Source organism: Streptomyces sp. N50, assembly GCF_033335955.1.
Lineage (GTDB): Bacteria > Actinomycetota > Actinomycetes > Streptomycetales > Streptomycetaceae > Streptomyces.
In genome coordinates, this window is sequence record NZ_CP137549.1 from 4,307,227 (window position 1) to 4,327,916 (window position 20,690).

19 protein-coding genes, 1 tRNA gene, 1 other RNA gene and 1 pseudogene are annotated in these 20,690 nt (G+C 70.1%); 10 read left to right on the forward strand and 12 right to left on the reverse strand.

What is annotated here, in order from left to right; all coding sequences use genetic code 11:
* Window positions 1-2 precede the first annotated feature (2 nt).
* The 3 genes from purD to ffs all read right to left on the reverse strand — a co-directional run bounded on the left by purD (window position 3) and on the right by ffs (window position 4,324).
* Window positions 3-1,256 (reverse strand): phosphoribosylamine--glycine ligase, encoded by a 1,254-nt coding sequence (gene purD, locus R2B38_RS19005; protein ID WP_318017301.1) that lies wholly within the window; start codon window positions 1,254-1,256, stop codon window positions 3-5.
* A 621-nt stretch (window positions 1,257-1,877) separates the two neighbouring features.
* On the reverse strand, window positions 1,878-4,121 hold the full coding sequence (locus tag R2B38_RS19010) for a DNA polymerase III subunit gamma and tau (RefSeq protein WP_318017302.1): 2,244 nt from the start codon (window positions 4,119-4,121) through the stop codon (window positions 1,878-1,880).
* 104 nt (window positions 4,122-4,225) lie between these two features.
* An RNA gene (gene ffs / locus R2B38_RS19015) (signal recognition particle sRNA small type) lies at window positions 4,226-4,324 on the reverse strand.
* A 71-nt stretch (window positions 4,325-4,395) separates the two neighbouring features.
* Here ffs and R2B38_RS19020 point away from each other — a divergent pair.
* Window positions 4,396-4,483: transfer RNA gene (locus R2B38_RS19020), tRNA-Ser, on the forward strand.
* Window positions 4,484-4,818: 335 nt separating this feature from the next.
* Here the strand turns inward: R2B38_RS19020 and R2B38_RS19030 are convergent.
* Both R2B38_RS19030 and R2B38_RS19035 read right to left on the reverse strand, forming a co-directional pair.
* Window positions 4,819-5,476, reverse strand: a pseudogene (locus tag R2B38_RS19030) (replication initiator); the annotation flags it as partial.
* A gap of 126 nt (window positions 5,477-5,602) precedes the next feature.
* Complete coding sequence (locus tag R2B38_RS19035; RefSeq protein ID WP_318017303.1) at window positions 5,603-6,022, reverse strand: hypothetical protein; 420 nt, start codon at window positions 6,020-6,022, stop codon at window positions 5,603-5,605.
* Window positions 6,023-6,344: 322 nt separating this feature from the next.
* Between R2B38_RS19035 and R2B38_RS19040 the strand changes: the two genes are divergently transcribed.
* Complete coding sequence (locus tag R2B38_RS19040) at window positions 6,345-6,794, forward strand: hypothetical protein (RefSeq protein ID WP_318017304.1); 450 nt, start codon at window positions 6,345-6,347, stop codon at window positions 6,792-6,794.
* Window positions 6,795-7,048: 254 nt separating this feature from the next.
* Window positions 7,049-7,513: a DUF6221 family protein gene (locus R2B38_RS19045; protein ID WP_318017305.1), complete on the forward strand. Its 465-nt coding sequence runs from the start codon at window positions 7,049-7,051 to the stop codon at window positions 7,511-7,513.
* 83 nt (window positions 7,514-7,596) lie between these two features.
* Here R2B38_RS19045 and R2B38_RS19050 read toward each other — a convergent pair whose 3' ends face one another.
* The 5 genes from R2B38_RS19050 to R2B38_RS19070 form a co-directional block, all read right to left on the reverse strand.
* The gene (locus R2B38_RS19050; RefSeq protein WP_318017306.1) at window positions 7,597-8,076 is read right to left on the reverse strand and encodes a hypothetical protein; all 480 of its coding nucleotides are present in this window, start codon (window positions 8,074-8,076) and stop codon (window positions 7,597-7,599) included.
* A 725-nt stretch (window positions 8,077-8,801) separates the two neighbouring features.
* Complete coding sequence (locus tag R2B38_RS19055; protein ID WP_318017307.1) at window positions 8,802-9,047, reverse strand: hypothetical protein; 246 nt, start codon at window positions 9,045-9,047, stop codon at window positions 8,802-8,804.
* A 94-nt stretch (window positions 9,048-9,141) separates the two neighbouring features.
* The gene (locus R2B38_RS19060; protein WP_318017308.1) at window positions 9,142-10,668 is read right to left on the reverse strand and encodes a carboxylesterase/lipase family protein; all 1,527 of its coding nucleotides are present in this window, start codon (window positions 10,666-10,668) and stop codon (window positions 9,142-9,144) included.
* Window positions 10,669-10,672: 4 nt separating this feature from the next.
* Window positions 10,673-11,005 carry a hypothetical protein gene (locus R2B38_RS19065; protein ID WP_318017309.1) on the reverse strand — a complete coding sequence of 111 codons (333 nt, stop codon included), beginning with the start codon at window positions 11,003-11,005 and terminating at the stop codon, window positions 10,673-10,675.
* On the reverse strand, window positions 11,002-12,375 hold the full coding sequence (locus tag R2B38_RS19070) for an acyclic terpene utilization AtuA family protein (protein WP_411978471.1): 1,374 nt from the start codon (window positions 12,373-12,375) through the stop codon (window positions 11,002-11,004). The genes R2B38_RS19065 and R2B38_RS19070 overlap by 4 nt, the downstream gene beginning before the upstream one ends.
* 46 nt (window positions 12,376-12,421) lie before the next feature.
* On the opposite strand from R2B38_RS19070, the gene R2B38_RS19075 reads away from it, so the two are divergent.
* On the forward strand, window positions 12,422-12,706 hold the full coding sequence (locus R2B38_RS19075; RefSeq protein ID WP_318017311.1) for a glutaredoxin domain-containing protein: 285 nt from the start codon (window positions 12,422-12,424) through the stop codon (window positions 12,704-12,706).
* 9 nt (window positions 12,707-12,715) lie between these two features.
* Here the strand turns inward: R2B38_RS19075 and R2B38_RS19080 are convergent, their stop codons facing one another.
* Window positions 12,716-13,495 (reverse strand): DUF2625 family protein, encoded by a 780-nt coding sequence (locus R2B38_RS19080; protein ID WP_318017312.1) that lies wholly within the window; start codon window positions 13,493-13,495, stop codon window positions 12,716-12,718.
* Window positions 13,496-13,526: 31 nt separating this feature from the next.
* Window positions 13,527-13,988: a hypothetical protein gene (locus R2B38_RS19085; protein WP_318017313.1), complete on the reverse strand. Its 462-nt coding sequence runs from the start codon at window positions 13,986-13,988 to the stop codon at window positions 13,527-13,529.
* Window positions 13,989-14,738: 750 nt separating this feature from the next.
* Here R2B38_RS19085 and R2B38_RS19090 point away from each other — a divergent pair.
* The 6 genes from R2B38_RS19090 (at window position 14,739) to R2B38_RS19115 (ending at window position 20,655) form a co-directional block, all read left to right on the forward strand.
* Window positions 14,739-15,338: a SigE family RNA polymerase sigma factor gene (locus R2B38_RS19090; protein ID WP_318017314.1), complete on the forward strand. Its 600-nt coding sequence runs from the start codon at window positions 14,739-14,741 to the stop codon at window positions 15,336-15,338.
* A 2-nt stretch (window positions 15,339-15,340) separates the two neighbouring features.
* Complete coding sequence (locus R2B38_RS19095; protein ID WP_318017315.1) at window positions 15,341-16,201, forward strand: hypothetical protein; 861 nt, start codon at window positions 15,341-15,343, stop codon at window positions 16,199-16,201.
* A gap of 71 nt (window positions 16,202-16,272) precedes the next feature.
* Window positions 16,273-17,220 carry a hypothetical protein gene (locus R2B38_RS19100; protein WP_318017316.1) on the forward strand — a complete coding sequence of 316 codons (948 nt, stop codon included), beginning with the start codon at window positions 16,273-16,275 and terminating at the stop codon, window positions 17,218-17,220.
* Window positions 17,217-18,674, forward strand: coding sequence for a peptidoglycan-binding protein (locus tag R2B38_RS19105; RefSeq protein WP_318017317.1), 1,458 nt, complete (start codon window positions 17,217-17,219; stop codon window positions 18,672-18,674). Before R2B38_RS19100 ends, R2B38_RS19105 begins: the two co-directional genes overlap by 4 nt.
* Window positions 18,671-19,399 carry an ABC transporter ATP-binding protein gene (locus tag R2B38_RS19110; protein WP_318017318.1) on the forward strand — a complete coding sequence of 243 codons (729 nt, stop codon included), beginning with the start codon at window positions 18,671-18,673 and terminating at the stop codon, window positions 19,397-19,399. Before R2B38_RS19105 ends, R2B38_RS19110 begins: the two co-directional genes overlap by 4 nt.
* The gene (locus R2B38_RS19115) at window positions 19,396-20,655 is read left to right on the forward strand and encodes an ABC transporter permease (protein ID WP_318017319.1); all 1,260 of its coding nucleotides are present in this window, start codon (window positions 19,396-19,398) and stop codon (window positions 20,653-20,655) included. Before R2B38_RS19110 ends, R2B38_RS19115 begins: the two co-directional genes overlap by 4 nt.
* The last annotated feature ends 35 nt before the right edge of the window (window positions 20,656-20,690 follow it).

The following is a 20,690-nucleotide window of genomic DNA, read 5'->3' on the forward strand; positions in this document are numbered from 1 at the left end:
GGTTACTCGCCCGTCGCCGCCTTCGCCGCGATGTCCGTGCGGTGCTGTGAACCGTCGAGGCGGACGCGGGCCACGGCCGCGTACGCGCGCTCGCGGGCCTGGGTGAGGTCCGTGCCGGTCGCCGTGACGGAGAGGACGCGGCCGCCCGCGCTGACGACGTCGTCGCCGTCGTACTTGGTCCCGGCGTGCAGCACGTACGCGTGCGGGGCGTCCTGGGCGGCCACCTCGTCGAGGCCGGTGATCGGGTCGCCGGTACGGGGGGTGCCGGGGTAGTTGTGCGAGGCGATGACGACGGTGACCGCCGCGTCCTCGCTCCAGCGCAGGGGGGCCAGGTCGTCGAGGGTGCCGTCGGCGGCGGCGAGCAGGACGCCGGCCAGCGGGGTCTTCAGGCGGGCCAGGACCACCTGGGTCTCCGGGTCGCCGAAGCGGGCGTTGAACTCGATGACCCGGACGCCGCGACTGGTGATCGCGAGACCGGCGTAGAGGAGGCCGGAGAAGGGGGTGCCGCGGCGGCGCATCTCGTCGACGGTGGGCTGGAGGACGGTCTGCATGACCTCGTCCACCAGCTTCGGGTCGGCCCACGGCAGCGGGGAGTACGCGCCCATGCCGCCGGTGTTCGGGCCCTCGTCGCCGTCGAGCGCGCGCTTGAAGTCCTGCGCGGGCTGGAGCGGGACGACGGTGACGCCGTCGGTGATCGCGAAGAGGGAGACCTCGGGGCCGTCGAGGAACTCCTCGATGACGACCCGCTCGCAGGCGTTGGCGTGCGCCTTCGCCGCGTCGAGGTCGTCTGTGACGACGACGCCCTTGCCTGCGGCCAGTCCGTCGTCCTTCACGACGTACGGCGCACCGAAGGCGTCGAGGGCCTCGTCGACCTCTTCCGGGGTCGTGCAGACGTAGGAGCGGGCGGTGGGGACTCCGGCCGCCGCCATCACTTCCTTGGCGAAGGCCTTGGAGCCCTCCAGCTGCGCGGCTTCCCCGGAGGGGCCGAACACCGGGATGCCCGCCTCGCGTACGGCGTCGGCGACCCCGGCGACGAGGGGTGCCTCCGGGCCGACCACGACGAGCTCGGCACCGAGTTCGGTCGCCAGCGCGGCTACGGCCGCGCCGTCGAGGGGGTCGACCTGGTGCGGCTCGGCCACCTCGGCGATGCCTGCGTTGCCGGGGGCGCAGTGCAGGGCGGTGACGTTGGGGTCGTTGGACAGGGAATGGCACAGGGCGTGTTCGCGGGCGCCGGTACCGATGACGAGGACCTTCACGGGGTCAGCCTAGGTCACGGTGGGGTGGGGTGGAGCGGGGTGGGGTTGGAGCCGGGGTCGGGGCGGGGGTTGGTCGGTGGTGGGGCGGGGTTGGAGCCGGGGTCGGGGCGGGGGTTGGTCGGTGGTGGGGCGGGGTTGTGGGCGGGTCGGGGGTGGGGGTTTGGGTTGTGTGCGGAGTGCGGGTGGGTGGGGGCTGGGCGCGCAGTTCCCCGCGCCCCTAGGGGGTGGGGGTGGGGCGGGGTTGTGGGCGGGTTGGGGGTGGGGGTTTGGGTTGTGTGCGGGGTGCGGGTGGGTTAGGGCTGGGCGCGCAGTTCCCCGCGCCCCTAGGGGGTGGGGGTGGGGCGGGGTGAAAAGGGCCGGGGGCAGCGCGCCCGCGCTGCGGGGTCGTACGTCGACGCGGCCTCGCGTCCCTAAGGGAGTGGGGTGGGGCGGGGTGAACCGGAGACGGTGGGCGCGCCCGGGCGGCAGGGCCGGATATCGGAACGGCCCCGCGCCCCTGGGGGGTTGGGTGAGGCTGGGTGAAGAGGCCGGGGGGCGCGCTCACCACGGCGGAGGCGCATATCGGCACAGCCCCGTGCCCCTAGGGGCATTGAGGTGGGCGGGGTGCGAGGCCGGGGGCGGCTACTCGTTGGTGAACTCTTCGATCACCGTGGCTCCCAGTTCTCGGACGATGAGTTCGTGGCCGGAGAGGGCTGACTCGTCGAGGTCGGGGTCGTCGTCCTCGGGGGTGTCGTCCTCGGCGGAAACCGTGCGGGGGGCGGGAGTTGGGGTGGGAGGGGCCGGGGGTGGGGGTTGGGTGGGGGTCTGCGCTGAGGGTGGGTTCGTCGGGTTCGCGGGCGCGGGGGTGGGCTGGGGCGCCGGGCGGGGGGCGGGCGTAGCGGGGGCCGGGGTGCCGTAGCCGCCGGACGGCGCACCGCCGTAGCCGCCCGCTGCCGCGCCGCCGCCGCCGCCGTAGGAACCACCCGGCTGCGGGGGCGGGGTGCCGCCGCCGGACGGGTCGACGACCGCGTCGATCTTCCACTGGACGTTGAACTGCTCGGACAGCGCCTGCTTCAGTACGTCCTCGCTGCCGCTGCTGTTGAAGTTGTCCCGCGCGCCGGCGTTCACGAAGCCGATCTGGAGGGTCGTGCCGTCGAAGCCGGTGACCTGCGCGTTCTGGCTCAGCAGGATCCAGGTGAAGCGGCGGCGGTTCTTCACCACCTCCAGGATGTTCGGCCAGAGCATGCGGGGGTCGAGGCTGCCGGGCGGGGGGGCGGCGGCTTGGGTGGGGGCCGCGGTCGCCTGGACGGGGGTGGGTGCGGGGGTGTTGTGGGCGGGAGCCGGGGGTTGTCCGCCGCCCGCCGGGGTCGCCGTGGGCCAGCCGCCGGGGCGGCGACCGCTGCCCGCGGCCGTGGCGGTGGGCCAGGCGCCGGGGGTGGGGGCGGCGGGCTGGGCCTGGGGCTGCGGCTGTTGGGGTTCCGGGGTGGGCGGGGCCGGCTGCGCGTAGGCGACGGGCGCGGGGGGCTGCTCCGCCGGCATCGCGGGCGGGGTCGCAACGGGTGCCGGGGTGGCACCGGGCGCCCCCGGACCTCGTACGGCTGCGCGCGCGGCGGCGGCGCCACCGCCGGGCGGGACGGGGGCGGCGGCGGGTCCCCCGTAGGCAGGGGTGTGGGCCTCGGGTCCGGGGACGTAGGCCATGGCGGGCGCGCCGCCACCGCCCGCGAAGTTGACGCCGCGCTCCAGGCGGTCGAGGCGGGCCATGACCGACTGCTCGTCGCCGTAGGCGGCGGGGAGCATGACGCGGGCGCAGATCAGCTCCAGCTGGAGGCGGGGGGAGGTCGCGCCGCGCATCTCGGTCAGGCCGGTGTTGACGAGGTCGGCGGCGCGGCTGAGTTCGGCGGCGCCGAAGGTGCCGGCCTGGGCCTGCATACGTTCGAGTACGTCGGTGGGGGCGTCGATGAGGCCCTTGTCGAGGGCGTCGGGGACGGCCGCGAGGATCACCAGGTCGCGGAGGCGCTCCAGCAGGTCGGCGACGAAGCGGCGCGGGTCGTTGCCGCCGTCGATGATGCGGTCGACGACCTCGAAGGCGGCGGCGCCGTCACCGGTGGCGAAGGCCTCGACGACGGAGTCGAGGAGCGAGGCGTCGGTGTAGCCGAGCAGCGAGGTCGCCATGGCGTACGTCACACCGTCGGTACTCGCCCCCGCGAGCAACTGGTCCATGACGGACATGGAGTCACGCACGGAACCGGCGCCGGCGCGCACGACGAGGGGCAGGACGCCGTCCTCGACCGGGATGTTCTCCTGCCCGCAGACCTGCCCCAGATACTCGCGGAGGGTGCTGGGCGGCACGAGCCGGAAGGGGTAGTGGTGGGTGCGCGACCGGATCGTCCCGATGACCTTCTCGGGTTCGGTGGTCGCGAAGATGAACTTGAGGTGCTCCGGGGGCTCTTCGACGACCTTGAGCAGCGCGTTGAAGCCGGCTGACGTGACCATGTGGGCCTCGTCGATGATGTAGATCTTGTAACGGCTGCTCGCGGGCCCGAAGAACGCCTTCTCGCGCAGCTCACGGGCGTCGTCCACACCACCGTGCGACGCGGCGTCGATCTCGATGACGTCGATGGAGCCGGGGCCGTTGCGCGCGAGGTCGCGGCAGGACAGGCACTCGCCGCAGGGGGTCGGGGTGGGGCCCTTCTCGCAGTTCAGACAGCGGGCCAGGATGCGCGCGCTCGTGGTCTTGCCGCAGCCTCGCGGCCCGCTGAACAGGTACGCGTGATTGACCCGGTTGTTCCGCAGCGCCTGCTGCAACGGGTCGGTGACATGTTCCTGCCCGATGACCTCGGCGAACGACTCCGGGCGGTAGCGGCGGTAGAGCGCGAGAGACGACACGCGTACGAGGTTATAGGCGCCCACTGACAACGGGGGCCGCCGACAAGATCCACGGAGGCGCTCCCCGGGCCGGGAACGGTGGGGATCGGTGGGGATCGGTCGGGAACGCAAGCGCCCCCCACGCACCCGCCAGAGCCAACCTACCCTTGCTGCCTTCCGGCCCTGGGGGAGTTCAGTCAGATAGCGCCGCGTGAGGGGCTCCGCACAGGCTACAGGATCTGAGCGGGGGGAACGAGTTCGCGAGCACTCCTCAACGTCTTGTATTGTTTGCCCCGGAGGATTCGCCTAGTGGCCTAGGGCGCACGCTTGGAAAGCGTGTTGGGGGCAACCCCTCACGAGTTCGAATCTCGTATCCTCCGCCAGTGCCTCACCGGGCACGATGTCGAAGGGCCCCACCGTTCGCGGTGGGGCCCTTCGTCGTTCTCCGTCCCACTTTCCGTCTCAGTTGGTTTTTTCTTCGGTGCCGGGTGACTGCCAGAGGGCGTCGCCGGCTTGTTGGGCGACCTTTCGGAGCATGGTCCCCGTCACGTGTATGTAGCGAGCGCGCATCCGGGCCGCTCCCCCGGGCTCCCAGCCCATGATCGAGTCGATCACGACGTCGGGGACTCCGAGGATCAGGAGCACGGTCGCGGCGGTGTGGCGAGCGTCGTGGAGACGGCCGTTCCGTACGCCGGCATCCCGCAGCAGCCGTTTCCAGGGCTTGCGCTCGGCGCCATTCGGCTCGGGCGTCGCGGATGGCGCCGAGGGTGGTGGAGTAGCGGCGGGATTTGGTGGCGGTCGAGAGCTCCGGTCGTGGTTTCGGCGCCCTTGGTGGCGTACTTGGCGATGTAGGCGGCGACGGCTCGTTCGGTGAGTTCCTGGCCGTCGTTGAAGTCGGCGGATCGGATCGTGCGGACGTCGAGTTGGTGGCCGAAGGTGAAGGTGTGGGTGCGGTCGTCGATGGTCGGGCCGTCGACGTGGACCTTGGCGGTCGCGGTGCGGATCGCGTCAGTGAGCAGGTCGGCGGTGGCCCAGGGTGGGGGTGGGGTGTCGCCGCCGGTGGGGCCGTCGATGCGGATGACGGCGTGGACGTGGACGGCACCGCGCTTCTGGCACTCGGCGACCTTGGCGAAGGACACGCGGGCGTGGTGGCGGAAGCGGCGTTGGGAGAGGCCTGCGCGCTTGGCGACTTCCCGGCGCAAGTAGGTGGAGAAGCGGCGCCAGAGGGGACCGGCGTGCGCGTTCCAGAGCACGGCAGCTTCGTAGTCGTAGGTGTCGGGGTTGAGTGGGGTGCCGAGTCGCTCGTCGTCCTGGTCGTGGTGGGTGCCGCAGCGGCAGGGGCGGCCGTCGGTGCGGCGGTTGTGGACCGGGCCGAAAGGATGAGGCGAGACCTCAAAACCTGACCTCAGTGCGGGGGTGCCGTCCGCAACCGATGGGCGACGTCCTGCTGGCTTGCCCCGGCCGTTGAGAATTCGCCGACATCGAGCCAGCTGAGCCTTGCGTCAGAGGTTTTCGCGCATTGCGGCTTGGAGGTTCTTGCGAGCTTCGTGGAACTGCTCAAGACCTTCGAGGTACTCAGCTGATGTCAGGGAGAGATCTGGCCTCGTCTCAAGCAGGTCTCTCCACCGTCGCAGCAGTCGGTACGCGCGGTCCGACTTCTCCCTAACTGCCGGTGGCGCCTGGAGATTGATCTCATAGCGCCGTGTGAGCACCGAGGAGTCTCGAAAGGCATCCAAGGCAGCCTGGTAGCGAACAGCTGGATCCGTCTCCCTCAGGATGATCAGGCGCAAAGAGGACGAACTCTCGGTCAGGGCCGTGAGGTACCTGGTGTAGAGATCTCGTCTCGCATCCTGAACGCGGCTCGCTTGTTCACGGCGGTATCGCACGCGGTCGACGAGCAAGGTGGCTCCGATGCCCAGCATGGCGCCGATGGCCGTGCTGATCTGTGTCCCCCAATTCACAAGCAGCACCGTAGTGTCATCGGACTACTCAGGAAACCGCGCAGGTAGGGGCGCAGTTCGTTCCGCCGCCGATTGCACGCCTGGGCCGGTGGTCAGCAACCGTCCCCCGTACAGCACAGAAGTACAGCAACCGCGGCGACTGCAGGCGACCTGCCTGAGCCGCTACCACCTCTGCGACGAGCCCAGCAGACCTCAGCGACCGCCCTGCCCGTAGTTCGCATCGAGGGGCGCGTGGAAGCACGACCTCGTGTCGGTGTCAGTCCTGCCGTACACAATGCCGTCCATGAGTGAGCGCTACGAGGTCGTCTTTTCCTGCTACTTGCGCGACGACATCCCCGAATGGGTCATGGCCGCCCTGCGGTGGCACTTGGGCATGGATACAGAGTTCCCCGAAGGTCTCGATGACGAAGATGACTATCTGTACCCACTTCTCGTCCCCGACGCCTACGCCAACCGCCGGATGCCCGGTGGAGACGTCGTGTCCCTCCGTCGCGAGGTGCAAGAGTTCACGAGCTCCGGAAAGCGGTATGAATGGGAGCTTTTCGCGCGGAACGGCTGGATCGACGACTCCATGCTTTACCTCCGGAGCCTGTTGGACCTGATAGCCCCACACGTCGCGCAACCCGGCTACGGAGGATACTTCCGCCATATATCCGACACCGAAGTGACTGTCTTCGACTTCCACGATGGAACGTACGAGCCCATCAAGATATGGGGTATCGACCCGCGGTAAGACGACGGGCAACGGGTCCGTTCCCCGTGTGCCCATCGGAGGAAATCAGCGAAGACCTGGTCTCTGTCCGGTGCGCCCACGGCCACCACCGTTCGTCGCCGTACGCTCGCTCCCTCTGACCTGCCCGGTGAACCCTACGAACACCTCTGGACTGCCACGTGGACAGGTTGGAAAGCGTGTTGGTCCAACACTCGGAGATGAGCGACGGGCGTGAAACAGGTGCCGGCGCAGGGCTCATGGCTGAGGATGCCGCCATGACCAACGACCTGGTGGCGTTCCTCAAGGCGCGCCTGGACGAGGACGCCGACCTGGCCCGGCGCTGTGACATGGCCGGATTCTCTGCGGAGTGGATCGCGCACGAGGCCGCAGTCGACTTCGGCCGAGGTGATCTCACCAGCTTCCACACCGCGATCGCGCGGCACGTGGCCCTGCACGACCCTGCCCGCGTGCTGCGCGAAGTCGAGGCCAAGCGGCACGTGCTGAACCGGCACACACTCAGCCCGGCCGAAGGTGATTCCGAGCGACCTTGGGACGACCGTGACGACTGCCAGTTCGACGGTGACCTCTGGCCCTGCGACGACCTACTCGATCTCGCCCTGCCCTACCAGGAACACCCCGACTTTCCCGAGCGCTACCAGCCGAACCGGGTAACCGAGGAACGGAACGTCCGCACCACAGGCGCACCAGATAAGGCGGGGAACAGCGGGGAACCACGGTGAAGACAACCGACCCCGTCGAAGTCGTACGTCCGCCATTCGCCCAGGTCAGCGCCAAGACCAGCTATGAAGGAGATTGCTCGGGCTCAGGGGCGCAGTCGACGCCACCAGACACTACGGTCGCGTGCCTGCTTCAACTGCCTGAGCAATGAAGAGAACGTTTCTGGACGAGGAAGCCACTCCTGCTCCCAATTCCACTCAACATCAACATAGGGCTCCACGACCGCAAGAGCATCGCGCATCTCCACAACGGCAGCCCTGAACTCCGCGAAACCGTCAAGGGGCACCTGTACACGTGCTGCGTGAGCGAGCGCCAGGTGCTCATCCGTCAACGCAGGCCAGTGCTCGACTGGTGAGGTTCCCACCTGCACGGGCAGCAACCAATCCTTGGCTACGCCTCGCAAGTAGTTGCGCCGCAGGTTCGCCTTCCTGGTGGCCACGATGGCCCGGTCCAGGGCCTCGCGCCGAGCCGTGACCCACGCCTGCCGGCGCGCTGCCCATGGGCTCACTATTGCGCCAGTGATCACGCCGATCAAAGCGAACGTAGCGGTTACCCAAACCTCCACTGTGGCTCCTTCGGCAGCCTGTCTTCCCAGACGAGTCTGAGGCACGGTACTGACAGTCGTGCCCAGAAGAGCACAGCAGTCGGCGTACACCAGGCCATGAGCCTGCTGCCCAGGGACCGGGAGGGCCGGGGGAACCGGCTTCTTACCGTTGCCCGGCGAGTGGTGGCCGTTGCGCCACTTTGCCGGTCCGCAGGTTGATGCCGACGATGCGGGCCGCTTCCCGGGGGCGGTAACCCTGCTCCATGAGCTGGAAGTATGCGGCTCGTTCGGCGACCAACCTGCGGGGCCCCTGAGGCTTACGCCCATCCCGAATCTCGAAGTCCATCGCATCCCCTGAACTGGGGTGTTGCGACGACCACTAGAACTCAAGTTCGCAGCGGGGCCCTTCGTCGTTCGCCGCGGAGCTCTTCACGGACGTATGGCAGGAGGCATGACGTTCAGGACCGTTGACGAGGCGCGGTGTTCCTCGCAGACAGCCCACCAGCTGTCGCCGCCCTTGTCCCGCACATGAACGCTCCAACTCGCTTCGCGTCCGCAAGGAGCGTTCCAAGCGCAATGCCGCTGATATGACTCCGTGTTGGGAGCATGATTCAACTGGTGCCATTTGATGGGTGGTTCGAGGAGTTCCACGAGACCAGTGAAGCGCGTTTCGCCCGCGTCCACAGGCAGATGCGTGTCGGCGTCGGGAGTGGGAGGAGGCGCTCTGGGCGGGCTGGTGGGTTGGGTCAGGCAGTTGTGTCTTCTGGGCCGACATCGCGCCCGTCCCGGACGTGGAAGAACCTGCCTCCAAGGCATTCGCCGGTCTCTCGCCAGCGGTCCATGACGCGATGGATGACATCCAGGGTGTAGATCGTCCCCGACCACCGTTCCCGGTTGTCGAAGATCACCCGCATGTCGACGTCATCGATCTCGTAACCGTCGCGCCGCACGCGGTAGAACGCCCCGTCCCACACCCGGTGTCCCCCAACCATTCGACCGCTCACAGCAGATGTCGGCCCACCTGGCCCGGCTCGAACGGGCCGGTCCCCTCCGCGCCCGCGCCTCCCGCGCCCGGCGTCTCGCGCGTCACGCCCCAGGACTCCACCAGGCCGACACCCACCCCGGCGGCTCCTCCACAAAGGCCCTCTCCCCGCCGATCTGCCGTGTGTGGGCGCCCTGGGGATCGTCCGGGTCGTACGCCGGCCACCCGGGGTCACCGTTCGTGAGGAACGCCGTCCACGCGCCGACAAGGGTGTCGCGGGCCGCGCGGTGTTCCGGGGTGTCGATGTTCAGGAGGGCCAGTTGGTCGAAGGCGTAGAAGCGTTCGCAGCCGTGGAAGGCGCCGTAGTGGGGGCCCAGGGGCCCGGCGGCGAAGAGGTAGGTGTGGGCGGGGCCGCCTGCCTTGGTCTGGAGGTTGGCCAGGTGGGTTGCCCGGCGGCGGTAGACGGCGTCGGAGAGGAAGCGGGTTCGTAGGTCGGAGAGGTTGTTGGAGTGGTTGTTGGGCTGGGCGTTCGGGGCGTCCCGTGCTTCGTGCGTGCGGTACGCCTCCAGCAGGTCTCGCGGGTGTTGTACCCCCGCCAGTTCCATCTCGGCCAGCAAAGACCTCTCGTCCGCGGGGTGTTGGTAGTGCTCGCTGGCGTACAGGTACTGGAAGGTGCGGAACTCGTCCCGGTTGGCGCCGATGAGGAGGGGGATGCCGGTGGCCGCGCCCGCCGCGATGGACGCCGCCGGGTCCTCGGTGATGACCGTTCCGTCGTGGACCAGGCCCCAGGCTCGGCCGCCGGGGAGGTTGCGGGCGCCGAAGTCCTGGTCGATCACCGCGTGTTGGGCCTCGATGACGCGGGTCAGGGGGGTGGCTTGTAGCTCGCTCATCGTGTTGGCGCCGACCTGCTTCATGAGGTCTTCCGTGATGGCGGCGGAGATGTCTGGTGGGTAGAGGCGGCCGATGCTGCCGCTGTGGAGGATCGCCTTGTGGAAGGTGCCCCGGGCGGCGGGGTGGGCCAGCAGGGCGCCGATGGAGAAGGCGCCCGCCGAGTGGCCGGCGATGGCGATGTTGGCCGGGTCGCCGCCGAACGCGGCGATGTTGTCGTGGATCCAGTGCAGTGCGGCCGTCTGGTCCTGGAGGCCCAGGTTGGCGCTGTCCGCCCATTCGTCCGCGTCCGGGCCTGCCGGGTGCAGCCAACCCAGCGCGCCCACGCGGTAGTTGGGGGCCACCACCACCGCGCCGGTCAGGCGGGAGAGGGCGGCGCCGTCCGTCGTCGGCGGGGAGGCCGTGCCGAGTTCGAAGCCACCGCCGTAGATCCACACCAACACCGGGCGTCTGCCCTGGAGTTCGGGCGTCCATACGTTCAGGTAGAGGCAGTCCTCGGAGGTTTCCCAGCCGCCGGGGCCGTCCGCTCCTCGCTGTGCGGGGCCCGCGGGGAACTCGGTCGCCTCGCGTACGCCCTCCCAGGGGGTGGGGAGTTGGGGCGGGCGCAGGCGGAGCGGGCCGATGGGCGGGGCGGCGAACGGGATGCCTGCGAACAGTGCCGCTGTGCCGTCGTCCGTACGGGTTCCGCGCAGGATGCCGTGCGAGGTGTGGGCGGTGGGCTCGGCGGAGGGTTTCGTCGTCATCGGGTCAGTCCTTCGAAAAGAGGGCCGGGAAGGGGGCCGGTACGTCCATCTCCAACAGGCAGGCCGCGAGGCTCTTTCCGTGGGCGTCCAGGCGGAGGGAACGGGTGACGCCGCCGTCGAGAACGCCGTGGAGGACGAACTTGAGGGCATGGAGGGACGGGATCTCGTAGCGGTCGATCGGGCCCGGGGGGAGGTCGGGGAAGTGTGCGCGGATGCGGTCGGGGGTGAGGTGTGTGCGGAGGTGAGGGTAGTGCGCGGGATGGTAGGCGATGACCGAGATGTCCGCCGTGGAGCCCTTGTCGCCGGAGCGGGCGTGGGCCAGTTCGTGGAGTTTCACGGCTTCGGTCCTCCTGCCGTCGTCAGGTGAACTGCCGTGCCGGCCATGACCAGTTCGCGGGGCAGCAGGACCGAGGTGATGGCGATGTTCTCGCGGGTCTCGCGGGTGACGCCCGCGCCTCCGTAGGGGCCGTTCAGCCACAGGGACGCGACCTCTCTGCCAACCCGGCGTGCCTGAAGGTGAGTTGCGGTGCGGGTGGCCACGCGCAGGCGAACCTCAGCCGGTTCTACGGCAGTTGCGGAGTTGGCGCCGGTTCCTCTGTGTACCGCGTCGACGCCGATCAGGTCGTAGCGCGCCTCCGTGACCGTCAACTCGGCTGTCCTCAGGCGTTGTTCCACGATCCGTGCCGCCTCCCGGGCCCGGGTCACGGCGCCCGGGCCGGCGTAGGAGATCTCGCCGGTGGCGACGAAGCCGTCGCGGTAGCCGACCGACGTCTTGAGCGTCGTGGGGGGTTCGCGGCCGGTGATGCCGGTGACCGCGACCCGGTCCTCCGCGAGGTGGGTGAGGTGGGCGTGGGAGAAGTCGGCGGTGACGTCGGGGGTGAGGTAGGCGGCGGGGTCGTGGATCTCGTAGAGCAGTTGCTCGGTGACTGTGGCCGGCGTCAACTGGCCGCCCGAACCCGGGACTTTGGTGACGGTGAACGACCCGTCCTCGGCCACCTCCGCCAGCGGGAAGCCGAGGCGGGCGAGGTCGGGGACGTCCTTGGTGCCGGGGTCGGCGTAGTAGCCGCCGGTGAGTTGGCCTGCGCATTCCAGGAGGTGGCCCACGGCGGTGCCGCGGGCCAGGAGGGGCCAGTCGGTCGGGGGCCAGCCGAACTCGTGCATCAGCGGGGCGAGGAAGAGCGACGGGTCCGCGACCCGGCCGGTGACGACCACGTCGGCGCCCTGGGCGAGGGCCTCGGTGATGGGGGTCGCGCCGCGGTAGGCGTTCGCCGATACGACCGTTTCTCCGAGGTCGTTCGCCGTCGCCGCCCCGTACGGGCCGTCCAGGAGGGGGAGTTGGGTTCCCTCGACCAGGTGGAGTACGTCGTCGCCGGTGACCGTCGCGACGCGCAGGCCGTCGAGGCCCAGGCGGTGGGCCACCTCGGCGACGACCCGGGCGGCGGCCGTCGGGTTGGCCGCGCCCATGTTGGTGATGACGCGGGTGCCCTGGCGGGCGCAGGGTTCGAGTACGGCTTCCATGCGCTCCTCCAGCCGGCGGGGCTCGGTGTCAGTGCCGTACCTCGGCTGGTGCTGCCTCTGATGGCCTTCGGGCGACTGGTGACACGGCCGTTGAACGACCCCGGTACGGTACGGAAGTTGGCGGTCTACACGCCGCATACGCCTGTGCTGCCGGCGGGGTCCGCGTACTTCCTGCACCGGCTTCTGCATACCGCGGGTGCTGAGCGTGACGAGCGCGGAGACGAGGGGGAGAGACGTGTCTGAAGAGCCCGGGGATGTCGTCGTCTACTGGCGGCCCATGTGCCCGTACTGCATGAAGCTTCTCGCCCAACTCCGGTTCACGCGGCTGCGGTTCACCAAGGTGAACATCTGGCAGGACACCGACGCGGCGGCGTTCGTCCGCTCCGTCGCGGACGGGAACGAGACCGTGCCGACGGTGACCGTGGCGGGGCGGGCGATGGTGAATCCGTCGAAGAGGGAGCTGTTGGACGCGGTGGCGGCTTATGCGCCTCATCTGTTGCCGGAGGAGGAGAGCGGCTGACCGTCCGGTTCATACGGCGCCGAGGAAACCCGGGTCGGTGCCGTTGAGTTGGAGGCATGTGTCGCGGCTCAGGGCCAGGATTTCCGCCATGGAGATCGGGCGACGGCTGGTTGCCGCCAGGTCCTGGCGGGCCTCGGCCGACCACAGTGGGGGAAAGACCGAGAGTCCGTGGCGGGTGTCCAGTGCTGGGACTTCCTCGCGCCAGCCGCTCCAACGCAGGCTTTCGTAGAACTTGTCGAGTCCTCCGGAGAGGATCCAGGACAGCCATGCCGAGTGGCCGACGCCCAGGGCTTCCCAGGCCAGGGCGTCGGGGGCGAAGTAGAGGATCTCGCCGGGTTCGCCGGGGCGGCCGGCCGCACGTGGGTTGTGCCCGTTGAGGGCGAAGACCCCGCCCAGTACGTCGTGCGCGACCACGAGACCTGCGTCCGGCTGCCATGCGGGGTCGAACTTCGTGGGCATCCCATTGATCTCGGCGAGGCCGGGAAGCCCTTCGGGCGCGGCGCCGCTCGGGCTCCGGCTCCGGCTCGGGCTCCGGCTCGGGCTCCGGCTCGGGCTTCCGAAGATCCGGAGCCAGCCGTCCTCCACGAGCAGACCACCGCAGTTGAGCACGATGCCACCCAGGTTCGATCGGGCGGAGATCCGCAGTTGCCGCAGGGAGGCGCGGCCCGTGTCCGTGTCGGCGGGAAGAATCTCAACCGGTACGTCGGAGTCGGACAGTTCCTCCAGGAGGAGCGGCCAGGCCGGATCCTCGACGTTGATCAGTTCACTTGGTTCACGGGGTTCGCGCATCTCCACCTCGTCCCATCGGCGCCTCGGTCTCCTACGGCGACTGTCCGTCGCGGAGTCGGTCGTCGGACACTCGTTTCACCTCGGCGAACCGGTCGTCCTGGCGATGTCCGCCCGCCAGGTCGCTCAGGGCGTACGCCGTGTAGGTGAAGCCGTCGGTCGTATGGAACTGCGCTCCCCAGTTGCCGAGGGACACCGCGCTGACACGGGACCAGGGCAGGCGTTGGGTGCCCCAGGGGTTCACCATGACGATCACGTCCGTGGTGAGTTCCAGACGTACGCGCAGCAGCACCCACCAGGCGAAGAGCGCGAGGCCCAGCGCGAAGGCGGTCGCTATGCCGGCGGAGTCCACGTTCTCCCTGTCCGGACGGGAAAGCACACCCCACCAGGCGGACAGCGCCCCGCACGCCGGGCCCACGGCCAGCAGATACCCCCCGAGCCGCCCGGACCGGCTGACCCGCCAGACGCCTATGACACCGTCTCGTACACCGTCCACGGTACGAATGATGCCCGGCCGGGGGCAGGGCCGTCGCTCTGTTCTCATCGCCTTGTTCGTACTGCGGCTGGGCTACTTGGGTGGTGCGAGCGGGTCCCGTTCCGGGGTCGGTGGGGTGTTCCACCAGGCCGGTGCGGGTGGGATCGGGGTCCAGCCGGGGCCCCTGTGGGTCTGCCACCAGCGCCCTGATGCCCATGGTCGACCGGAGCTGGACGGCCTGGATGTCGGACCAGGGGATGGTTCGGCGGCGCACGTTGTGGACCACGGCCGCGGACGGGGTGAGGGTGATGCCGAAGCGGGCGGGGAGGAGGTTGCCCAGCACCAGCACGGCGACCCAGAACGCCACCACGCCCGGCACTCCGCCCGGTGGGGGGAACTCGGGCCCGGCTGTGGTGAGGAGCACGGTTGTCAGAACTGCCAGGGGCAGGAAGGGAGTTGTCCGTTGCCACACCGCCATGCGGATGCGCACCTCGGCCGGCCGCGGTCTCCCGCTCGGCGAACTGTCCATCACTGCCACCCCGTTGTCCTGTCGGCCCGTTGTCCTGTCGGCCCGTTGTGCCGCTGATCTGTTGAGCCGCTGTCCCGCCCGTACCGCCCATTCCGCGCGGTCGTTCATTGTCCCTGTCGCCGCCGTGCCTGTCGTCGAAGAAATTTCCCGGGACGTGACAACCTCCCTGGCCCGTACCCCCGTTCCTCAGGCATGAAGTACTTCTCACCGTGCGCCGCGCCGGTGCCGGGTGGAGGTGGCCTGTGATCCGGACGTCCCCCGGACAGGGCGTCTCCGCTGATCCCGGTGGCGTCGTCGACGTCGGGCTCGACTTCGACGACTTCGCGCGCAGCCGGCAGGCGCATCTGCGGCGTACGGCTCATCTGCTGTGCGGGGACTGGCACTTGGCCGAGGACCTGACGCAGACGGCACTGGCGAAGCTGTACGCGGTGTGGCGCCGGGTACGGCAGCTGGAGTCGCCGGACGGGTACGCGCGGCGGGTGCTGTACCGGACGTTCATCGACGAGACCCGGCGTCGGCGCTGGCGGGAGCGGCTGGGCGCGCACGAGGAGGATGTCATGGCTCCCGTCTCGGATCCGGACCTCCGGCTGACCCTGCTCGACGCGCTACGGCAACTGCCGCCCCGTGGAAGGGCGGTGCTGGTGCTGCGGTTCTGGGAGGACCAGAGCGTGGAGGCCACGGCGGCGGCGCTCGGGTGCAGCGTCGGCACGGTGAAGAGCCAGACCTCCCGGGGTCTCGGCACCCTGCGGCGCATCCTCGCCGACGCCGGCAAGGACCTCGGCAAGGACTTCGGACCGGGAAACACGGGGACCGGAACGGGCTATCTGCAGGCGGAGTGGTGAGCATGGACGGAAAGGCCGGTGACAACTACAACTTCACGGACCAGACAGGCCGTTCGGGGCGGCCGGAACTGTCGGAACAGATGAACCAGACGGGCCAGGTCGACCAGCACGTGTACGAGTCCGCGCTCGCGGACGCCCTGGGCGGGCTGGGCTCCGGGGCCGAACCGCCCATGCCCGACCTGGTGCCGGGTGCCGTCGCGCGCGGTGTGCGGATCCGTCGGCGGCGGCGGGTCGGGGCGACGGTAAGTGCCGTCGTCATGGCGGGAGTTGTGGCCCTCGGCGGGCACGCGCTGCTCTCGCCCCGGACGGAACCCGCGCCGACGCTCCCCGCCGTGCAGCCCTCGGCCTGGTCCCCGTCACTGGAGCTGGTGCGGTCGATCCTCTCCGCCGGGAAGGGCACCGGCACGACCGTCTCGGCCGAGCAGCCGCGCCAACCCCTGCGGCCCGGACGGTACTTCAGGATGACCACCGCCGACGGCGGCGTGAACGACCTCTATGTGAGCGTCAGTCGGACCGCCACGGACCCGTTGTACGCCCATCCGTCCCGGGCCTGCCTGGACAGCAACGGCCGGGTGCTCGCCTCCCCGTGGAACGGCCTGATCACCCGGTGCTCCCGGACCGAGCACGGGTCGGGCAGCCTGTTGTTCTACTACGTGGCCGACAGAACCCTGGCCGTCGGCGTCACCTATCTGACCGCGGGCGGATGGACGGTGCAGGTGATCGCCGGTTCGCTCGACGAGGCCGCGGCCGCCCGGGGCAACGGCAGCACCCCGCGGACCGGACCGCTCACCCAACTCGCCACCGATCCCCGGATCTTCGACGCCGTGAAGGCCGAGAAGACCGCGAAGGGGAACGGCGGCTGAGCCGGGGCAGCACCGGCTGAGTTCAACACCCCTGTACCCACACCTTGGTCAACCCTGAAGGAGTGCATGGCATGAGCATGCCTAAATTCGGCACGCCCAGAACACGGATGTCCGCCCTGGCCCTCGGCCTGGTCCCCCTCCTCGCCGCCTGCGGCGGCGGATCCGACAGCAAGTCGGCTTCCGGTAACGGGAGTTCGGACTCGAGCGCGGCCACGACGACCGTCAACGGTGCGACCCAGCTCACCGTCCCGGACGGCGTGGACGACGCGACGAAGAAGGCGTACATCCAGGAGAACGCCATCGCGGTCTGCATGAAGAAGCAGGGCTTCACCTACACCCCGCACGTGGAGTCCTCGACCACGGCCGACACGTTCGCGGCGGTCGACGGGGAGGACTACGCGCGGGCGAAGCAGTTCCGGCAGAAGTACGGCTTCGGGTACTACGCCGGTGCCGTCTACCCGAACGACGCCAACGTCCCGTTCAGCAAGGCCGCGATGGCGAAGCGGACCGCACCCCAGGACCAGGACGAGGACGGTCTGACCGACGCGCAGAAGAAGGCGTACGACGTCGCGCTGTCCGGTCCCCCGGCCAAGACCAAGGCGGACGAGAAGCTCGCCGGGTGCTCCGAGGTGGGGCGGGTCGCGGCGAACGGGCCGGCGCTCAGCGCGTCGGCCGAGAAGGACGCGGAGAAGGCCCGCGACGACCAGAACCACGCCAACGGCCTCGCGCTCAACGGTGACGCCCAACTCGTCCAGCTCGCGCAGCAGTTCGCGACCTGCCTGACCGGCCAGGGCATCTCGGTCAGCACCACCCAGCCGACCGGCATGGTCTCCATGGTCCGCCTCGACATCTCCCGCCAACTGCCCGAGAACTTCATGTCGTTGAGCAAGGACGCCGCGCTGCCGCTCCTCAACAAGGACATCGGCATCGCCCTGAAGGACCTGGAGTGCGGCAAGAAGTTCCGCGCCGCCTACTTCCCCAAGGAGAAGGCCAAGCCCTACTACGGGGAGAACGGATGAGCCGCGCACAGGAGGACACGACCAGCCGACTCGGCAGCGGGCGCAGGCGACTTGGGGCCGTCGTATCGGCGGTCGTACTGGTCGGGGCGGGCGGATGGTTCGCCGGTACGCAGGTGCAGTCGCCCGCGGACGCCGCCGCCTCGCACCAGGCGCCGAAGGCCGGTCCGGTGACGGTCTCGGTCGTACGGCAGTCGCTCACCGCGAGCGTGGTGGCGACCGGGTCGGTCGAGTTCGCGTCACCGCGGCCCCTGTCGCTGGCCGGTCCTGTCGGCAGCGGGGCGGCCGCCGGAGCGGACGGCGAGGGTGCCGAGCAGCGGGTCACCAAGGCACCGGTGGCCGGGACGAAGATCGAGGAGGGCGACGTCCTGATGACGGTCAACGGCCGTCCGGTGTTCGCGCTCGGCGGTTCCGTACCGATGTACCGCGCCCTGGGGCCCGGCACTTCGGGCGACGATGTGACACAGCTTCAGAAAGCCCTGAAACGGCTCGGGTTCGACCCCGGCGGCACCGGCGGGACGTACGGACAGGGCACCGCCACCGCCGTATCCGACTGGTACAAGAGCGAGGGGTACGACGCCCAGGAGCCGAGCCCCGCCGATCAGCAGCAGCTCGGCTCGCTCGAACAGGCCGTCTCCGCCGCACAGGAGACGCTCCTCACCACCAACAGCGGTACTGGCGCGGCCAGTTCGAGTGAGACCGGGTCGTCCAGCAGCCCCACCCCGCAGTCCAGCACGGACAAGCAGGTCCACGAGATCCAGGTCAAGTCCGCCCAGAAGGCACTGGACCTGGCGAACGGCGCGCTCAGCAGCTTCAAGGCCACCTACGGCACGAAGGTCCCGGCCGGGGAGGTCGTCTTCCTGCCCAAGCTGCCCGCTCGGCTGGACAAAGTGACCGTCAAGACGGGCGACACCCCGTCCGCGCAGATCGGTACGGTCACCAGCTCCGACGTGGTGGTGCAGGCGGCCGTCCCCGGCACCGACGCCCAGCTCCTCCGTCACGGCATGGCCGCCCGACTCACCACGGCGGACGGCAAGTCGGCGCAGGGCACGGTGGACGTCGTGGCGGACGGTTCCGATTCCTCGTCGGATGCGGACTCCTCTGCTACGGCCCCCTCCACCACCGGCGACACGAACTCCGCCGCCGGCTCCACCACGGACTCCACCGCCGCCGTCCAGGTGCGGATCACCGTCCCGGACCCCGGTCCGCTCGCCGGTGAGGCCGAGGCCGCCGTCAAGGTGACCATCAAGGTCGGCGCCTCGGACGGCAAGGTGCTCACCGTGCCGATGGCCGCGATCCACACCTCGTCCGACGGGCGGGCCCGGGTCAAGGTCCAGCGCGGCGACGTCGTGACCGACGTCCAGGTCACCGTCGGGCTCTCCGCCGCCGGGATCGTCGAAGTCAAGCCGGACGGGGGCGCGTTGAAGGCGGGCGAGAAGGTGGTGGTGGGCGAGTGATCGACACCTCGGCCGGTTACGCGGTCGGGACCGCGCTCGACTCCGTCATCCAACTCACCGGTGTGGAGCGGACGTTCCCCTCCGACCCGCCCGTGCACGCCCTCCGTGACGTCCACTTGACCGTGCGCCGCGGTGAGCATCTGGCCATCGTCGGACCGTCGGGTTCGGGGAAGTCGACGCTGCTCAACACGCTCGGGCTGCTGGACCGGCCCACGGCGGGGTCGTATCTGCTGGACGGGGTGGAGACCACCGGGCTCGGCGACCTCGAACGAACCTCCCTGCGGGGAAGCCGGATCGGGTTCGTGTTCCAGTCCTTCCACCTGCTGCCGTACCGGACGGTCGACGAGAACGTGATGCTGGCCGAGGCATATCGCAGGCCGCGGCCCGAACGCGGGCGGGGCGGGCGGCTCGCGCGGGCCCATCAGGCGCTGGAACAGGTGGGGTTGGGGCACCGGGTGGGTTTCCGGCCCGACCGGCTGTCCGGCGGTGAGCGGCAACGGGTCGCCATCGCACGGGCGTTGCTCAGTGACCCGGCGCTGCTGCTCTGCGACGAGCCGACCGGCAACCTGGACACCGAGAACACCCTCTCCGTGCTGGAGCTCTTCGACGACCTGTGCGCCCAGGGCATGACCCTGGTCGTGATCACCCACGACGAGGCGGTCAGCCGTCGGGCGGGGCGGTGCGTCCGTATCACCGACGGGCGCCTGGCCGAGGAGGTCAAGTGAGCGTCGTGGAGAGGGAGATGGAGGCGGCCGCGCGGGTCGAGCGGCCCTGGATGGATCCCCGGGACCTGTGGACGGAGGCCCTCGCCGGGGTCCTCGCGCGGCCGGTGCGGTCCGCGCTGACGACGCTCGGCACGGTTCTCGGGATCACGACGCTCGTCATCACCATCGGGGTCGCGTCCACGGCGGGCAACCAGATCGTCGGCCGTTTCGACGCGCTCACCGCGACCTCGGTGACCGTGACCGTGCCGGAACCGCTGCCCGGTGCGGAGGATGCCGCGCCGCTGGTGCCGTGGTCGGGCACCGACGCCGTGGCCCGGCTGGCGGGGGTGGAGTCGGTGGCCGCGCTCGCCGACTCGGACGCGACCGACAGCGTGCTGGTGCGGGCCAACGACGTGACCGCGCCCGGCGATCTGTCCGGCCAGACCCTCGCCGTGGTCGCCGCCTCGGCGGGGCTGCCGGCGGCCGTGCACGGGCGGATGACCGCGGGACGGTTCTACGACGCCGGGGACATCGCCCGACGCGACCACGTCGTCGTACTCGGCGACCAGGCGGCCCAACTCCTGGGAATCAAAAGGGTGGAGGACGCGCCGGCGGTCTTCTTCCGCGGGCAGTCGTACACCGTCATCGGCATCCTCGGTGGGATCCGGCGCGAGGCGCGGCTGTCCACCGCCGTGATGGTGCCGCCCACCACGGCGGCCGACCGGATCGGGCTGCGGAACATCACCCGCGTGCTGGTCGACACCGCGCTGGGGGCGGCGAAGCAGGTCGCGCGGCAAGCGCCGATCGCGCTCGCGCCCGGCCACCAGGACTCGCTCGCCGTCGTGGCACCGCCCGACCTCTCCAAGGCCCGGGCCGGCGTCCAGAACGACGCCGACAGCCTCTTCCTCGTCCTCGGCCTGGTCTCCCTCGTGGTCGGCGCGATCGGCATCGCCAACGTGACCCTGGTGACGGTGATGGAACGGGTCGGCGAGATCGGGCTACGGCGGTCCCTGGGCGCGTCACGGCGGCAGGTGGCCGGACAGTTCCTGCTGGAGTCGACAACCATCGGGCTGCTGGGGGGAGTTGTGGGCGCGGCCCTGGGCATCGCGGTCGTGGTGTGCGTCGCCGTGTTCAAGGAGTGGACGCCGGTGCTGGATCTCCGGCTCGCGCTGGGTGCGCCGCTCGCCGGTGCCCTCGTCGGACTCCTCGCGGGGCTCTACCCGTCGCTGCGGGCCGCCCGCATGGAGCCGGTGGACGCGCTGCGGGCGCCGTCGTAGAACCGCGTCGGATGTGGCGAGTTGGCGCCCGGGAT

What these genes read in the sequence shown, in the direction of transcription:
- R2B38_RS19100 (WP_318017316.1), top strand. Translation starts at nt 16,273, where the DNA reads ATGAGCATGCCTAAATTCGGCACGCCCAGAACACGGATGTCCGCCCTG.
- R2B38_RS19055 (WP_318017307.1), bottom strand. Translation starts at nt 9,047, where the DNA reads ATGGTTGGGGGACACCGGGTGTGGGACGGGGCGTTCTACCGCGTGCGG.
- R2B38_RS19070 (WP_411978471.1), bottom strand. Translation starts at nt 12,375, where the DNA reads ATGCAGAAGCCGGTGCAGGAAGTACGCGGACCCCGCCGGCAGCACAGG.
- R2B38_RS19095 (WP_318017315.1), top strand. Translation starts at nt 15,341, where the DNA reads ATGGACGGAAAGGCCGGTGACAACTACAACTTCACGGACCAGACAGGC.
- R2B38_RS19035 (WP_318017303.1), bottom strand. Translation starts at nt 6,022, where the DNA reads ATGCTGGGCATCGGAGCCACCTTGCTCGTCGACCGCGTGCGATACCGC.
- R2B38_RS19040 (WP_318017304.1), top strand. Translation starts at nt 6,345, where the DNA reads ATGAGTGAGCGCTACGAGGTCGTCTTTTCCTGCTACTTGCGCGACGAC.
- R2B38_RS19105 (WP_318017317.1), top strand. Translation starts at nt 17,217, where the DNA reads ATGAGCCGCGCACAGGAGGACACGACCAGCCGACTCGGCAGCGGGCGC.
- R2B38_RS19045 (WP_318017305.1), top strand. Translation starts at nt 7,049, where the DNA reads ATGACCAACGACCTGGTGGCGTTCCTCAAGGCGCGCCTGGACGAGGAC.
- R2B38_RS19080 (WP_318017312.1), bottom strand. Translation starts at nt 13,495, where the DNA reads ATGCGCGAACCCCGTGAACCAAGTGAACTGATCAACGTCGAGGATCCG.
- R2B38_RS19060 (WP_318017308.1), bottom strand. Translation starts at nt 10,668, where the DNA reads ATGACGACGAAACCCTCCGCCGAGCCCACCGCCCACACCTCGCACGGC.